The sequence below is a fragment of the Lentzea sp. NPDC006480 genome (assembly GCF_040611995.1).
In the GTDB taxonomy this organism is placed as follows: domain Bacteria; phylum Actinomycetota; class Actinomycetes; order Mycobacteriales; family Pseudonocardiaceae; genus Lentzea.
The window spans coordinates 1-15054 of sequence record NZ_JBEXPJ010000001.1; the positions used below are offsets into that span (position 1 = coordinate 1).

Below are 15054 nucleotides of genomic sequence, written 5' to 3' on the forward strand. Positions count from 1 at the left end.
GGATTCCCCCGGCAACGTTCCGAGCCACACCACTAGGGAAGGAGATGCCGGAAGGCGGCGACGAGCAGCATGCGTTGCTGGTCGACGTCCAGGCCTTCGTCGAGGTCCTCGTCCGGGCGGAACTCCTTGTTGCTGTAGGGGCCGCGCGGAGCGACCGACTCGACGCGGACCGCGATGTCGACGAGGTCGGACACCAGCTCCACCGTGGACTCGTCGTCCGCGATCGGCTTGTCCTGCTGGAACAGCTCGTAGGAGAACCGCATCCCGACCGTGCCGTTGAACGTGGCCTGCTCGGTCGGCAGCTGCAGCGCTTTGAACACCGCCCGGTACAGCTCGGCTCCGGTGAGGTGCAGCGGTGTCATGACGACGTGCGTGGTGCCGAGGTCGTGGCTGCGCACCGAGATCGCGACGGTCGGGCCGCCCGGCTCGGGCGGAACCGGTTGCGGGAACACCGGAAGCTCGGACTTGCGGTCCGCGCGCCAGGTGCCGACCAGCCGGTCGGCCGCTTCCACCAGGTCGATGTGCTTGCGCGGGGCGAGCAGCGGCGGCAGTGGTTCCTCGTCGAGCCGCACGATGAACAGGAAGGCGCGCTTGCGGGTGAGCTGGAGGGTGAACGCCGCGGTCCACTCCTCGGTGGCCCAGTCGCGGGACGGGGTGTTCGACGACCACAGCAGGACGTAGTAGTCGGACGTGGCCAGCGCGTCGCTGATGGACGCGATCACGTTGGTGCCGGGCGTCATCTCGTGCTCGTCGAGATACGCGTTGACGTTGCGCGCCTCCAGTTCGGCCCGCAGCTGCTCGGCGTGCGGGCGGTCCTTGCCGGCGAACGACAGGAACACCTTGGGTCGGGTTTCGAGCGGCACGGGTTCTCCGTTCTTCCTGAGTCTTCTGCGGAGCGGGCCCGCTTTGGTCTGAACGCCCGCGTCGCCGTAGAGGGACCAGCACGCCCAGTCCGCCGGGTGCCGGTCGGCGACTTCGCGCAGCGCGTGCTGCAGCGCGCGGTCTCTGGGCAGCTTGGCCAGGTTCCGGTCGAACGCGTCGAGAACCTGTTGTGCGGCCGCGTCTTCGGCTTTCCAGCGCGCCGCCACGACCGCTCCGGCGCCCGCGGTGATCACCGAACGGACGAAGCCGGCCTTCTCGTCGCGGCCCCGTTGCTGGGTCATGCCGGACTCGCACGCGCCGAGCACCACCGTGCCGCACGCGCTGAAGTCCATGTTCCCCAACGCTTCCGCGTACACCTTCTCCTTGCCGAAGGTCAGCCACGACCGGCCGGGGTCACGGCGGTTGTGCGTGCCGTGGGCGTCGATGCGGACGCGGTGCTGCTTGAGAGTGGATTCGAGTTCGGCGGCGTCGCTGCAGATCGCGGTCTCGTCGCCTCTCTGCTTGCTGGCGCGGTGGTGCAGCGGAGGGAGGGCCGAGAGGCACGGCAGGCTGGACAGCGCGTGCGTGAGGCCGAGGTAGTGCCTGGTGCCGGGAACCGGCAGACCGGCCAGCGGGATGTCGGCGAGGACGTCGCCCGCGACGACGGCGATCCTGGTGGCCTTCGGGGGTAAGGCTTCGAGCACGTCGCCCAGTGAGATCAGGGTCGTCAGCTCGGTGAGCAGCGAGCCGAGGATCGCCGGGTCGTAGCGCGGGTTCCACGTCTTGAGCCGGCGGATCGTTTCGGTGAGGTCGCTGATGTGCACGTCGGTGGTGAGGTGGGTGATCCGGCGCCCGATGATCAAGTGGTGCAGCTCGCCCGGTGTCGCGTGCATCATCCACACGACCTGGTCGCGGGGGAGGTGCCGGATCGTCCTGTGCAGCCAGCGCCTGGCCGCTCGCAGGTCCGTGAACCTCGGCAGGTCGCGGGGTTCGGTGAGGATCGTGGCTCCGCGCGCGGCTTCGACGGCGACCACCAGTGCTGCCAACGCCTTCCGGCCGTCTCGCCGGACCTGGCGGACTGCGGCGAGGACGCGGCCGTCGTGTTCGTCCCGGGCGGCGCGCAGCATCCGGAGCTTGACGGTCGGGCTGTCCTGGTGGTCGGCGATGTCCTCTTCGAGGTGGTGGGACTCGTTCCAGAACTTCGCCGCCTGGTCCTCGTCTCCCGCGTCGGCGTGCGTGTCGCCGAGTTTGCGCAGCGCCAACGCTTTCAGCTCGGCGTGGCCGCTGCGGGTCGCGGCTTGGTGGAAGTGCTGGGAGGCCTGGTCGAGTCGGCCCCCGGCGTAGGCGAGCTCGGCTGCGGCGAGGTGCCAGAGCGCGGAGTTCCCTTCTCCCAGCAGGCCTTCCGCCTTGACCAGCTCGTCCTGCGCGATCAGCCGCCGGACGTGGTCGAGGTGCCGCTCCGGGTTGAGCGTCTGGGTGGCGTCGGGGAGCCTGGAGAGCACTTCGGGGCCCGCCGCGGCCACCAGCAACGGGAAGAGCTTGCGCGCGACACCTGCCTGCCTGGTCATGACGAGCAGGACGGTCAGCTCGTAGAGGACGGCGAACCGCAGGGCGGGCTCGACCTCGAAGCCGGTGGCGCACTTCGTCATCAGCGCCAGCGCCTCCTCGTACCTGACGTCGCGCCGCAGTGCCGCGGACCGCCGCAGGAACTCGGCCGGAGTGCGCGGAGTCTGGTCGTCGAGTTTGGGAACGCGTGCTCCGCGGCGCACGTCGAGGAGGAGCCGGTCGTTGCCGATGGCCTCCAGGTGCTCGGGGTGGCCTGAGCGGCGGAAGTGGCGTTCGGCCGCGTCGAGCTCGCTTTCCGCGGTGGGGTAGTCGTAGCGGTCGGCGGCGGCAAGTGCGGCCACGCGGGCGAGCACGGCCTGTTGCAGTTCGGTGAGGTTCCGCTTGCGGAGTTCGCGGACGTCCTGGGCGGCATTTGTGTGATCCGTTGCGGCACTGCGGATCTGGGCTCGGAGGACTCTCAGTTCGGTGTCGTCGCCGCTGGTGAGGTACTCGTCGCAGCGCCGGGCGGCTCTGCCGATCTCGCCCATGTTCAGCAGAGTGGCGCAGTGGTCGTGCGCGATGATCCGGCTGATCTTGGCGGCTGCCGCGTAGGCGTGGTCGACTCCGTGCACGTCCCGGCGGCGGGCGGCGGCCTGCGCGGTCCTGATGGCGTTGGCGAGCGGTGTGCCGGGTTCGAGTTCCATCTCAGTCCCCGCAGCCGTTCGCGTCGTCGTCCTCCGGGCAGATCAGCGCGATCACGATCGCCGCCGCGACGATTGCGATGGCTGACAACGCGATGAGATGCGTTCGTTGGCGCATGGACGATCCTCCGTGCGTCGCAGATTAACGATCCAGACGGCCGACAGATCGTTTGTCCACTTTCTGTCCACGAACTGCCCAAACGATCTTGTCGGTGCTCCTCGGCACACTGGACCTCGCCCACTCACTCCGACCCCGAGGAGCCCTGATGTGCTGGGACTGCGATCACCCCGCCAGCCGAATGGAAGAACACCTGGCCACGCTGCGCCGCTGCATCGACGCGCGCGGCTGGGCCGTCCAGGCCGTCGAACGGGACAGGGCCCACCCGCCCTGGGCCTACACGGTCGGCCTGACGCCGCGCGGCCTGCCCGAGCTCGTCGTCACGGGCCTGCCGGTGCTGGAGGCCGGCCGCCTGCTCGACGACACCGCCGAGCACCTGACCCACAGCTGCGTCCCCTCTCCTGGGCAGCGGTTCGCGCTGGCCGGCGGCCCGCTGCTGGAGGTGGTGCGCGTCGAACGCCCGTGGGCCCACCTCCTGGTGTCGGCCCGGCTGTACGGCGAGGGCATCGCCGCCCTGCAGCTCGTGCACGCGGACGAGTCCGGCCGCTGGCCGTGGGACCGGTCCTACACCGGTGTGCTGGGCGGTCAGCCGGTCCTGGGCGTCAGGGCGTCGCCACCGAGCGGCTGATCCGCTCACCCAGATCCCGCAGGTGGTCTGTCAGCTGCGGCGGGCCGTGCACGGTGAACTCACATCCCAGCAAGGCCAGGCGGAACGCGAGGTAGTCGATCGTGTCCTCGTTGCTGTGCCACGTGCACGTGGTGTCGTCGAGGGCTTCCAGATCGCCGGCGAAGTCCGCCAGCCGAGCCCGTGCCAGGTCCACGGGCAGTTTCAGCGTCGCGCGGGCCCGATAGGTCGGCGCCGACTCGTACATCTTCTGCGTCACGTACTCCGTTGCGTCCCCGCCAGGTGGGGTTCTGGCTGAGAACCGCGCCCCGGTGCCCAGCGCGTCCGAGATGCGGTCCATCCGGAAGATCCGCCAGTCGTCCCGTTCCACGTCGAACGCGAGGAGGTACCAGCGCCGCCCCAGCGCCACCAACTGAACAGGCTCGACGTGCCGCTTCGACGCCGCGCCCTCCATGCCCACGTACCCGAACCGCACCCGCTCCTCGGCGTGCACCGCCCCGGCGATCACCGTGAGCTGGGCCGGGTCGACCAGCGAGGCGAACGAGGCCGCGGCCGGCGCGGTGGCCGACGTCAGCGACGAAACCCGGCGCGCCAACCGCGGCGGCAACACCTGCTGCAACTTCTGCAGGGCCCGCAACGACGCCTCGGCAATACCGGCCACCGGCTGCCGCGCCGCGGTCCTGAGCCCGACCGCGATGGCAACAGCCTCCTCGTCGTCGAGCAGCAACGGCGGCATCGCCTTGCCCGCGACCAGCCGGTACCCACCGAGCACTCCCATCGAGGCCTCAACGGGGTAGCCGAGCTCGCGCAGCCGGTCGATGTCGCGTCGCACCGTGCGCGCCGTGACCTCCAACCGGCCGGCCAGCTCGCTGCCGGGCCACTCGCGCGGCGTCTGCAGCAACGACAGCAGACGCAGCAGTCGTGCGGCGTCACTCATGCGAGGTCCTCCGTGGGTGGCTTCGGCGTGGCGGCTGGTGGACGTGTCTGGTGGCGCCGAGAGGTTCGGCTGGTTGGCGGCCGGGCGAGTCGTGTCCGAGGTGGCGCAGCCGGTTGACGTCCCGCCGCGCCGTCCGTGACGAGACGCCTGACCGAGCCTCTCTCATGGTGCTGAATCTAGTGCAGAACTAGGACTCGAACGGTCCTACATGGCTCATACGGTTGTCCCAACAGTGAACGAAGGGACAGACCGATGAACGTCGTGCCCGAGGGCTACCACACGGTGACGCCGTGGATCATCACGCGAGGCCGCACCGCCGAGCTGATCGACTTCATCGTGGAGGTCTTCGACGCGACCGAACTGGGGCGCGTCGGAGAGGCCCCGGAGATCGGCCACGCAGAGGTCCGCATCGGTGACTCGGTCGTCATGCTCTTCGACACGCCGGCCAGGCCGAGCAAGCCGGACTGGCCGTACACGCCGGCGTTCCTGCGCCTCTACGTCGCCGACGACGCCGAAACGCTGAAACGGGCCACCCAACTGGGTTCCAGGGTCGTCACCGAGCCGACCGAGTTGTTCTGGGGCGACCGGGTCAGCAGGTTCGCCGACCCGTTCGGCAACCTGTGGTGGATCCACCAGCGGGTTGCCGAACCGACCGCGGACGAGCTGAACGCCCGGATGCAGGACGAGCGGTTCGTCAAGGCCATGGAGTACGTCCAGAGCGCGGACTTCACTCCGACGAGGTGACGCGTTCCCGTTCGGCGGCGGTAAGCGTGGGTTCCGGCGACACCGAGCGCCGGGGCCCGCGCATGGTCGCCCACACCACGCGAGGGCTCACCAGGTTCGCCATCGGGCCGGACAACGTGAACGCCTCCAGGAACGCCCGCGTCACGGCAGCCTCGGAAGTGGCCGTGCGCACCAAGCGGTCCACATAGCGCTGCAGCACCCGCCCGGCCAGCGGCAACGGCTTGCCGACGGCATCGGGGTAGAGGATGTCCTGGTTGGTCGCCATGGCCCAAGCCCCGTCGACGACCTTGCCGATCGAGCGCTGAATCCGCCGAGCACCGGAACCAGAGCGCAGCCCGGCATCCAGCGCCAGCGCACTCTGCGCCGCGATCGACATCCCGTGTCCGTAAACGGGGTTGTACGTGGCAACGGAGTCACCCAACGCCAACAGCCCGGCAGGCCAGGACTTCAGGCGCTCGAAGAAGTTCCGCCGGTTGGCCGTGCTGTGCGAGCCGTACACGGGGGACAGCGGTTCGGCCGAAGCGATCAGCTCTCCCACAACGGGATTCCGCACCGATCGAGCAAAGGAGACGAACTCGTCGGAGTCGGTCGAAGGCTCCCCACCGCGAGTCCCGGACAGCGTCACCAGCCACCGCCCGTCCTCGATCGGCAGCAACGTGGCCGTGCACCCCGGAAAAGGATCACGGGGGTTCGCCTGCACGTTGACGATCGGGAACCCCGAAGCCGCCGAGGCAGGCGCACGGAAAATCCGGGTGGCATAAGCAAGTCCGGAGTCGACGCTCTCGGAATGCACCTCACCGAGCCCGAGCGACGACAACCAGGCGGGCAACCGCGAGCCGCGCCCGGTCGCGTCCACCACCAGGTCGGCCTCCAGCGAGATCGACGAGCGGGAGATCCGGTCCTCGACCAGCACCCCGGTGACCGCGACGGCAGAACCGAGCAGCGACACCGGCTCAGTACCGGTCAACACCGAAATCTTGTTGTCCCGCAACGCCTGCGAACGCACCACCCAGTCCAGCAGACCCCGGCTGCACGACACGATGAACTGCATCTCGGGGAACCGCGGCACCCATCCCTGCGCGCTCAACGACACCAGGTCGTTCGGCACCCCGATCCGATGCGCGCCAGAGGAGAACAACTCGTCCAACGTCCCCGGCAGCAACGACTCGATCGCCCGAGCCCCGCCGGACATCAGCAGATGCGCGTGCCGGGCCTGCGGCACACCGGAGCGGACCGTTGGCCCCTCCGGCAACTTGTCGCGCTCCACCACGGTGACCTCGTCGAAGTGTCTGACGAGGACGGAGGCCGCGAGCATGCCCGCGAGCCCACCTCCGAGAACAACGGCATGTGTGGGTGCCATCTACTGTTTTCCCCCTGCTGCTTCCGCGCGCACGAAGTCGGCCACGGCGGCGTCCACTATCGGCGAGTGCTGGTACGCACGGGAGATGCGCACCCACCTGTCGTGCTCAGCGGCGAGGTCCGTGCCGTCGACGATCTCCGAGATCGGGCGCCGCTTGGCCGGGCGAGACCGCGCGGAAGACGACCCCGCGGCACGCAGCTGGGCGGCCTCCACGACGGCGACGACCTCATCGGACGGCAACGAGGCCGCCGCGGCAAGAGAAGTGGCCGCCTCGCCCACGGAGAGGTCGAAGTACGGCGTCAACGCCCAGCGCCAGTCGTTCAGCTCGATGATCTGCCGCCGCACGCGGTGGTGCGGGTTCAGGAACTTGCCCGGCGCCACCAGCACGATGCCGGGGTTCACGTGCACCAGCGCGCGGTGCAAAGGCCGCAAAGCGAAGTACGTGCGCCAGCGCCGCACCCACAACGACGGCGACGGGCGGCGCGGACCGAGCACGGGCAACGCCATCGCGATCACCAGCGGGATCATCGACAGCGACGCCATCAGCGGCGCGGTCAGGCTCAGCACGTCGAAGCTGCGCTCGCCCGCCCAGTCCATCATCAGCACGAACAGCTTGACGACCGCGAACCCGGTCGGGAACAGCGCCGCCGCGCAGTACCAGCGCAGCCCGCGGGCGAGCCACGGCCGGGCGGAGATCGCTGGGTCCCGCGAGCCCTGCCAGCAGTGGTAGGCCTGGCCGCCGCAGCCGATGCCGGTGGCCACGAAGTAGATGAACAGGAACACCGCCACCGTCGGTTGCGTGGCGTAGTACGTGTCGAAGTCGACCTGACGTTCCTCGTCGAGCTCGGACTTGAAGAACAGCACGATCATCGCCGCGACGACGGTGGAGTAGCTGACGAGGATCAACCGGACCCGCTGCCAAGCCGCCACCGGGGGATACCGCCAGTACAGCACCAACGCGAACGCGGCCCCGGCGAAGCACACGACCAGCGAGTAGACCAGCAGCGCCGCGAAGTTCGGCACACCGGTCGTCCAGTTGATCCAGGTGATGTTCGCGGGCGCGGCGAAGAACACCGCGAACGCCGAGAAGAACACCGTCGAGATCAACGCCACGACACGGGGACTGCCCCAGCTCGACCGCAGCGCACGGATCTTGTACGCGAGCAGGAGCAGTCCGACGATGCCGCACGAGAGGTAGATCAGGTTAAAGATCGCCACGACGCACCCAGCGAGATCTTCCTTCGAGTGACTCGGCCACCCGGCGCACGTGCGCGGGCTCCTCGGTGGCCGCCGTGTCCGCCCAGACCCGGTGTTCGGTCAGGCGCTCCAGCAGGTGGTCGGCGAGGTTCTCCGCCTCGCGTTCCTCGTCCTCGGTGAGCGTCGTGCGCCCGGCGATGATCTGGGCCATCCGCGGCAACAGGTGCGGCGCGAGCTTGCGCATGCCCTCGCTGCGGCCCAGCGCCACCGGCTGGTGCTGCAGCAGGACGTGCGCGAACTCGTGCAGCAGCACGTGCAGGCGGTGGTACCAGGACGGGGAGTCCGCGCAGATCACGAGATACGTGCCGTTCTCCAGCAACGCGGTCGCGCCGCTCAGGCAGACCGCGTTCGTGATGGCGGCGAAGCGGACGTCGACGGGACGCTCGAGCCGTTCGCTCATCAGCTCGCAGACCCGGCGGCTCGCCTCCTGGTGCGTGGCGTCGGGCGGCAGGTCGAGGTCGCGGGCGACCTCGTCGACCAGCTTGCGCAGTTTCCTGCGGTTCACCCGTCGCCTCCTCTCGGTGTCGTCTGCAGCGGTCCAGGCTGAGATCTTCACGCCGTCGTCGTAATCATCAAGTGTGGTCCGGAGGTGTACGGCGGCTGTTCAGCGGAAACGACCAGCCCTCGCCGACTTCCAGCGCCTGCCGGAACCCTTCTACCGCAGCGGCCCTGGCCTGCGGGGACAGTTCGCCGGTACGTTCGGCCAGACGGGTGACGAACTCGACGACTCCGAGTTCGCGCAGGGCGAGGAAGTCCGTCAGTTCCGAATCAACCCGCGCGGCGAGGTCGTCGTCGAAGAAGTACGCCGGGTCGGCGCCGAAGTGGTCGGCCAGGCCGAGGATGTGCTTGAGCCGGGGGTTTTCGCTGGTGTTGCTCAGCAGTTCGCGGATGTAGCTCGCGGAGATGCTGCCGAACTGGCCGGACGAGCTGATCGACGCGGCGACCTCCTCCGGCGACCACGGTCCGCGGTCCGGCGGGTGGACGGCCTCGAAGAGCGTGCTCAGCGCGGCAGGACGCCAGCCGGGCTGCTCACCGGGGTGCAGCTCGCCGCGGCCGTTCAGAAACACCGCGGGGTGCACGCCGAGCGCGCCGGCGAGGTCGACGATGGCCTGGCAGGTCGGGTTGTCCTTCACGCCGAGCCGCAGCTGCGAGATGTAGCCGTGCCCGATGTCGCCACCCCGTGACTTCACGGCCGCGGCGAGCGCTACGTTGGTCACCTTGCCCTGGCCGCCGGGCGGGTTGTTGCACAACTCGTTCAGCACCTCGGCGAACGGCCTCACACCACACCTCCGCTGGAGCGACCCCTGGCCAGCGATCATTCCACTGTTGTGGAACCCGGCGAGCATATGGCATCACAGGGGTTGAATCCACCAGTGCGTAGCCCTATGATCACACTCCGCCGCTTCAACTGTTGTGTCGCGTTTGATCCGAACGACGTCACCTGAGTTGAAAGAGGCAGTTCGGGCGAGTCAGAGCTGATGTCTGGGGGGACTCATGACGACTGCGCGGATGGGGCTTCCGGTGGACCACGGTTCTCTGCGCCTGCACGACGAGAGCGCTCCCACGCGCTGCGGCGCGTGCGCGCAACCGGTCGGGGCGTGGGCGACGGACCGGCTCACCGGCCTGCTGGGACGGTGGGGCTGGGACGACCAGGCACCCGCGATGTACCGCCGTGCGCAACGCCGGTGGGAGCAGGTCGCGTTGCTGATGATCGACCTCGATCGCTTCAAGAAGATCAACGACGAGTACGGCCACCCGGCCGGCGACGTCGTGCTGAGCGATGTGGCCGACGTGTTGAAGACGCACACGCGCTCGTCGGATCTCGTGTGCCGGTACGGCGGTGACGAGTTCCTGGTGCTGCTGCCGCGCACCACTGGTGGTGAGGCGACCGTTGTGGCGGAACGGATGCTGCGCGGGATCCGCGCGCTCCAGACCGAGATCACCACGAACGACGGCTACGGCATGACGTTGTACGGCCAGACCGCGTCCATCGGTGTCGCGTCGCACGTGCCGGGCGGTGAGGACACGCTGATCGACCTCGTCCGCGACACGGACGCGGCGTTGCAGCGGGCGAAGCGCAAGGGCCGGTCCCGCGTCCAGGTGCACGACCCGAGCGCGGCCGCGGCCGAGCGCAACACCGACGCCTCGGCGCTGCACCACCTGCTGGCGTTGCAGGACTTGATGAGCAGCGAGCAGTTGCCGCACGTCCTGGTCGCGCTGGCAGACGGTGCCAAGGCATCGGAGGAGCTCGCCACGACGCTCGGCCCCAAGGTGCATCACACGCTAGAACGACTGCAGGACAACGGTTTCGTGCACCGACGGGCCGGGCGCTACGAACTCACCGCCGCCGCGCGCGAGTGGATCACCGACGTGCTGCCCGCGGTGGCCGCGTGGACGAACCGCCACCAAGGCCACTGAGTCAGCCGAGCTGGGCCAGGCGCTGCTCGACCTGCTCGGCCGAGGCGTGTCCGCGCGCGAGCACGAACCCGTTGTTGCCGCGCACGGCGATCAACGTCGGGAAGCTGCTCACGCCGAGCCGTGCCGCCGCCGCGAAGTCGGTGTCCGGCTCTGCGGTCTTGAACGCGCCGACGACCTGGTCGGAGTCGAGGCCGAAGTCGTCGGCGATCTTCCGGTAGGTCTTGGCGTCGTTCAGGCTCAGTCCGTCGTGGAAGAACGCCCGCTGCATCGCCATGGCCAGCTCGGCGCCCCGCTCCGGCGCGAACTGCCGGAGTGCGATCAGCCCTCGTGCGGCCGCCTCCGAGTCCATGACGAACGATCCTTCGTCGAGCAGTGCGTTGAAGGCGTCGCCGAACTGGGCTCCGGTCCGCTCGGTGACCTGGACGTTCGCGCCCTTGATGAACCCGAACTCGCGGATCGGCACACGGCGCTGCCCGGTGAAGAGGCCGCCGGACACCACCTCGACTGGCAGGTCCGGGTGCGCCGCGATGACCTCCTCCAGCGTGCCGGAGAAGGCGTGCGACCAGCCGCAGTAGGCGTCGAAGACGTAGACGAGCTTCACGATGGGTACAAAGTATCTGACTCGTCAGGTATTTCCTGCTGTGATCCGGCTCACTTCAACGGCGGCAGGGCGTCGCGCGCCGCGTGGCTGAGGAGCTTGAGGTCTTCGGCGAACCGTTCGCGGTGGCCCTCCGGCAGCGGCGCCAGGAAGTGCCTCTTGATGTTCTCCAGGTGCACGTTCGCCGCGTGGACCAGGGTTTCCGCACCCTTGGGCGTCAGCTTGGCGAGGCGGCCGCGCTTGTCGGTGGGGTGCTGGGTCCTCGCGACCAGGCCTTCGCGTTCCAGCCGGTCGATCACCCTGGTCGCCCCGCCCGTCGTCAGCACCTGCTCCTGACTGATCGCCCGCATCGACATGCCGGGTTCGCCTGCCCTGGCGAGGATCAGCAGCACCTCGAACTCCAGGTGCGTGATGCCGCACTCCTGCTCCAGCGCCCGGCCGAGCAGGTACTCCAGCCGGTTCGCCGCTCCCTGCAGCCGCCCGAACGCGAGCATCACCGCGTGGTTCGCCGCGTCCTGCGGTGTCTCGATGTCCACGGCTCCCCGTTCAGTGGGTGAAGATCGTGACGGCCTGCTGCGCCAGCCACCGCTCGGCATCGTCCCAGGACCAGCCGCACTCCTTCACCAGGGTCCGCCAGGCGCCGAACCCGAAGCAGAACCACAGCACGTCCGTGGCCCGCTCAACGTCGATCTGCAGCAGTTCCTTGTCGTGCAGGTGTTCCGCGACGTCCCGCAGCGCGTTCCGGTACGACGTCGTGCTCTGCTCCCAGAGTTTCGCGCCGTCCTCGTGCGCCGGGAGCGCCGCGTAGAGCACCTCGACGACCTGCTGCCCGGTCTCGTTGCCGACGCGGGTTCCCCTGGCCAGCAACGTGAGCGCGGTGGCCAGGTCGTCCGTCTCGCGGATCTGGTTCGTGGTCGCGGCCGAGTCGCTCTGCGCGATGGCCTCGCTGACGATCAGGTGCAGGATCTCCGACTTGCTGCCCGCGCTCGAATACACGGTCTGCGGCGCGACTTTCGCCTGCTTGGCGATGTCCGCGACCGTGACCCGCGCGTATCCCTTGGCGGAGAACAGCTCCACGGCCGCGCGCAGGATGTCCCGCCGGGTGTCGGCGGCATCCTGCGCACGGCGCGGTGAGTGGTACGACCTCGTCATAGACCAGCTTCCAACGTCGCCGCCACCTCGTTCGCGTCCGGCATCGCGGCGATCTCCTTGGCGATCGTGGTGGTGTTGTCCCGGAAGGTGGCATCCTCCAGCACCGTCTGCACGGCCTCCGTCAACGTCCTGGGCGTCTGCGAGGGCGGGTCGAGCGCGATGCCCGCACCGGCCGCCGCCACCCGCTCGGCCTGGAAGAACTGGTCGGCGCCCTGCGGCAGCACCACCAGCGGCACGCCCTTCTTGAGCGCGGCCGACGTCGTCCCCGCTCCGCCGTGCGTCACCACGACGTCAACGCCGTCCAGCAGGTCCTCCATCGGCGTGAACCCGACGAACTCGATCCGCTCGCGGTCGACGTCGAACTCCTCCGGCTTGGCCGCCAGCCCGAGCGTGACGAGCACGTCCGCGTCCAAAGTGGACAGCTCGCGCAGCAGCGGGCTGAGCTTCTCCGGGTCGCTGAACCACGTCCCGAACGTCACCAGCACCCGCGGCCTGGTCGACGTCCTGAGCTTCGTGGCGGTCTCGCCCGGCACCTGGAACGCCTCGGGCCGCAACGGCAACCAGCCCTCCGGCTGCTGCCACTCGTCCGCCCGCATCGACGCGGGCCAGGTGTCCAGCAGCCACCTCCGCGGCTGCCACGACAGGCCACGCGTCTCGTGCTGCGTGCGCGCCCGGCCCTCCATGGCCTCAGTAAACACCGGCGGGAGCGGTGGCCCGAACGCCAGGGTCGCGACCGGCGTGCCCGTCCGCGCCGCCACCAACGGCCCCACGAAGTCGCACGCCTCGGACACCACGAGGTCCGGCTGCCAGCCCTCCGTCACCGCGAACGCCTCGTCCACCGTCAGGTCGACCCGCGCGCCCGCGAAGAACTCGGCCACCGAGTCGGGCGTGGGCGCGCTCGCGGGATCGCCGCCGGTCCTGCGGGCGACCTCGGCGAACAGCACGTCCGGCAACGGCCCGGCCGGGAGCAGCTCAAGCCCCTGAGCTGCGACGACCGGTGCCATGCCGGCGGCGGTGAGCACGGCCACCTCGTGCCCCCGCTGCTGGAACGCGCGGGCGAGCGGGAACAGCGGCAGCAGGTGGCCGTGCTGCGGAAAACTTGAGAAGAGGATGCGCATATTCATCAGAGTACGCCTCTAACGAATATGCGATCCCTCAGGCGGTCGAGCCGACCCCCTTGATCCGGCCGTCCCGGAACGCGTCCACGAACAGCCGGTGGTCCTCGCGGGTCTGCTGCGCGTAGCCGAGCGCGAACTCCACGATCGCGTCGGTGAACTCGGCCTCGCGGTCACCGATCACCGCGGCGATCGCCTCCTCGCACTGGAACGCGACCAAGGTCTGCGAGGAGTCCTCGTCCGCCACGCAGTGCATCTTGGCCGTGGCACGCCCCAGGTAGTCGAGCACGGGCAGCATGTCCGCCGGCTCGGTGAGGTCGGACCAGTCCAGGTCTGCCTCGTACGGCGACAGTTCAGCGACGACGTACCCGGTGCCGTCCATCTCCGTGTGGCCGAGCCACGGGTCGGCGTGAGCCTGCAAAGCCCGCTGGGACACCGCGGTGCGGTGGCCGTGGTCGGTGAAGTACTCCCGGATGCGCGCATCCGGCACGATCCGGCTGGGCGCGGCGATGTTGGCCTGCTTCATGGAGAGCACGACGTCGTTCTCCAGTGCCTGGGAGCGGCCCTCGACCAGGATGTTGTAGGCGTGCAGGCCCGCGGAGCCGATGCCGAAACCACTGCGGCCCACGACGTCCTTGACGGCGTAGGTGCGGCTCGAAGCGCGTTTGCCCTTCGGAATGGTGTCCAAATAGGACTGGAAGGCCTTCTCGACGGCGGCCCGCTTCTCCGGGCTCAGCTCGTGCGTGCCTTCCCGGTCGCGACGGAACGTGCGCTCGTAGTCGCGGATGGTGGTCTTCTCGTGCAGCAGGTCGATGCGGGTGGCGAGGCGGGCGTGCTGGAGAACGCGGTGCAGCACGCCCTCGGTGCTGTCGAGGCGCAGGCTGAAGAGCTCGTCGCCGGGGTTCGTGGCGAACGAGCGCACCTGCCGCACGTAAGCGAAGACGTAGGCGCGGATCAGGTCGGCGATCACGCTGTCCGGCAACGCCTTGCGCCAGCCCAGCAGGGCCATCGAGGCGGCGAACCGGCGGAGGTCCCAGGTGTAGGCGCCCAGGTAGGCCTCGTCGAAGTCGTTGACGTCGAAGACGAGCGTGCCCTCGGAGTCCATGTAGGTGCCGAAGTTCTGCGCGTGCAGGTCGCCCTGGATCCAGATGCGGCTGGTGCGCTCGTCCGTCCACTCGTCGGGCATTTCGGCCATGTCGGCGTAGAACAGACACGCGCTGCCTCTGTAGAACGCGAACGGTTCAGCCGCCATCTTGCGGAACTTGTGCCGGAACGCGGCCGGGTCGGCGGACATCAGCCCGCTGAAGGCGTCCTCGAGCACACTCACAATGCGGTCACCGCGATCGGTCATGGTGCCCTCCCTCTCTCGCCTTTGAGGACGCAGATCTCAGCACGAGGATGCGTGCGGGTGCCCGTGCGCGTGCAAATTTCCCCTCCAGTTACAGCCCTGTCGACCTTGGAGCGGGAACGAACCGGGTATTCGGGCAGGAATCGAGAAGCCCGCGACGGCTGAGCAGGCCTAGCGTCGTCGGCATGTGCTTCATGTTCGGAGCCAGCGAGGAACAGGTGAACCGCGCACTCGGACTCGTCGACGACGAGGACGAGGAGCCGGTCGCCCCGGCA

Annotated in this window: 14 protein-coding genes; 3 read left to right on the forward strand and 11 right to left on the reverse strand. The window is 69.1% G+C overall.

Annotated features, from left to right (window positions below):
• Positions 1-32: 32 nt before the first annotated feature.
• Entirely contained in the window at positions 33-3110 is a 3078-nt protein-coding gene (locus tag ABZX92_RS00005; protein ID WP_355551473.1) for a TIR domain-containing protein, read from the reverse strand.
• Between the two features lie 263 nt (positions 3111-3373).
• On the opposite strand from ABZX92_RS00005, the gene ABZX92_RS00010 reads away from it, so the two are divergent.
• Positions 3374-3853 carry a DUF4262 domain-containing protein gene (locus ABZX92_RS00010; protein ID WP_355551475.1) on the forward strand — a complete coding sequence of 160 codons (480 nt, stop codon included), beginning with the start codon at positions 3374-3376 and terminating at the stop codon, positions 3851-3853.
• Here ABZX92_RS00010 and ABZX92_RS00015 read toward each other — a convergent pair.
• Entirely contained in the window at positions 3828-4787 is a 960-nt protein-coding gene (locus ABZX92_RS00015) for a YafY family protein (RefSeq protein WP_355551477.1), read from the reverse strand. The genes ABZX92_RS00010 and ABZX92_RS00015 overlap by 26 nt on opposite strands.
• Positions 4788-5039: 252 nt before the next feature.
• Here ABZX92_RS00015 and ABZX92_RS00020 point away from each other — a divergent pair, with 252 nt between their 5' ends.
• Entirely contained in the window at positions 5040-5531 is a 492-nt protein-coding gene (locus ABZX92_RS00020; RefSeq protein ID WP_355551480.1) for a VOC family protein, read from the forward strand.
• On the opposite strand, the gene ABZX92_RS00025 is transcribed toward ABZX92_RS00020, so the two are convergent.
• From ABZX92_RS00025 to ABZX92_RS00040, 4 genes are all read right to left on the reverse strand, one after another.
• Entirely contained in the window at positions 5515-6891 is a 1377-nt protein-coding gene (locus ABZX92_RS00025; RefSeq protein WP_355551482.1) for an FAD-dependent oxidoreductase, read from the reverse strand. The genes ABZX92_RS00020 and ABZX92_RS00025 overlap by 17 nt on opposite strands.
• A complete protein-coding gene (locus ABZX92_RS00030; protein WP_355551485.1) occupies positions 6892-8109 on the reverse strand; it encodes an MAB_1171c family putative transporter in 1218 nt (405 codons plus the stop codon).
• Positions 8096-8653, reverse strand: coding sequence for a hypothetical protein (locus ABZX92_RS00035; RefSeq protein WP_052685037.1), 558 nt, complete (start codon positions 8651-8653; stop codon positions 8096-8098). The genes ABZX92_RS00030 and ABZX92_RS00035 overlap by 14 nt, the downstream gene beginning before the upstream one ends.
• 67 nt (positions 8654-8720) lie before the next feature.
• Positions 8721-9428 (reverse strand): hypothetical protein, encoded by a 708-nt coding sequence (locus ABZX92_RS00040; RefSeq protein ID WP_355551488.1) that lies wholly within the window; start codon positions 9426-9428, stop codon positions 8721-8723.
• 214 nt (positions 9429-9642) lie between these two features.
• On the opposite strand from ABZX92_RS00040, the gene ABZX92_RS00045 reads away from it, so the two are divergent.
• Positions 9643-10566: a GGDEF domain-containing protein gene (locus tag ABZX92_RS00045; RefSeq protein WP_355551490.1), complete on the forward strand. Its 924-nt coding sequence runs from the start codon at positions 9643-9645 to the stop codon at positions 10564-10566.
• 1 nt (position 10567) lies between these two features.
• Here ABZX92_RS00045 and ABZX92_RS00050 read toward each other — a convergent pair whose 3' ends face one another.
• The 5 genes from ABZX92_RS00050 to ABZX92_RS00070 are packed head-to-tail and all read right to left on the reverse strand — an operon-like array spanning position 10568 to position 14782.
• Positions 10568-11167 carry a DsbA family protein gene (locus ABZX92_RS00050; protein ID WP_355551492.1) on the reverse strand — a complete coding sequence of 200 codons (600 nt, stop codon included), beginning with the start codon at positions 11165-11167 and terminating at the stop codon, positions 10568-10570.
• A 50-nt stretch (positions 11168-11217) separates the two neighbouring features.
• Positions 11218-11700, reverse strand: a complete 483-nt coding sequence (locus ABZX92_RS00055) for a MarR family transcriptional regulator (RefSeq protein WP_355551494.1) — start codon at positions 11698-11700, stop codon at positions 11218-11220.
• Between the two features lie 10 nt (positions 11701-11710).
• Positions 11711-12316 carry a helix-turn-helix domain-containing protein gene (locus ABZX92_RS00060; protein ID WP_355551497.1) on the reverse strand — a complete coding sequence of 202 codons (606 nt, stop codon included), beginning with the start codon at positions 12314-12316 and terminating at the stop codon, positions 11711-11713.
• The gene (locus tag ABZX92_RS00065; protein ID WP_355551499.1) at positions 12313-13434 is read right to left on the reverse strand and encodes a glycosyltransferase; all 1122 of its coding nucleotides are present in this window, start codon (positions 13432-13434) and stop codon (positions 12313-12315) included. Before ABZX92_RS00065 ends, ABZX92_RS00060 begins: the two co-directional genes overlap by 4 nt.
• A gap of 37 nt (positions 13435-13471) precedes the next feature.
• Positions 13472-14782 (reverse strand): DUF2252 domain-containing protein, encoded by a 1311-nt coding sequence (locus tag ABZX92_RS00070; RefSeq protein ID WP_355551501.1) that lies wholly within the window; start codon positions 14780-14782, stop codon positions 13472-13474.
• Positions 14783-15054 lie beyond the last annotated feature (272 nt).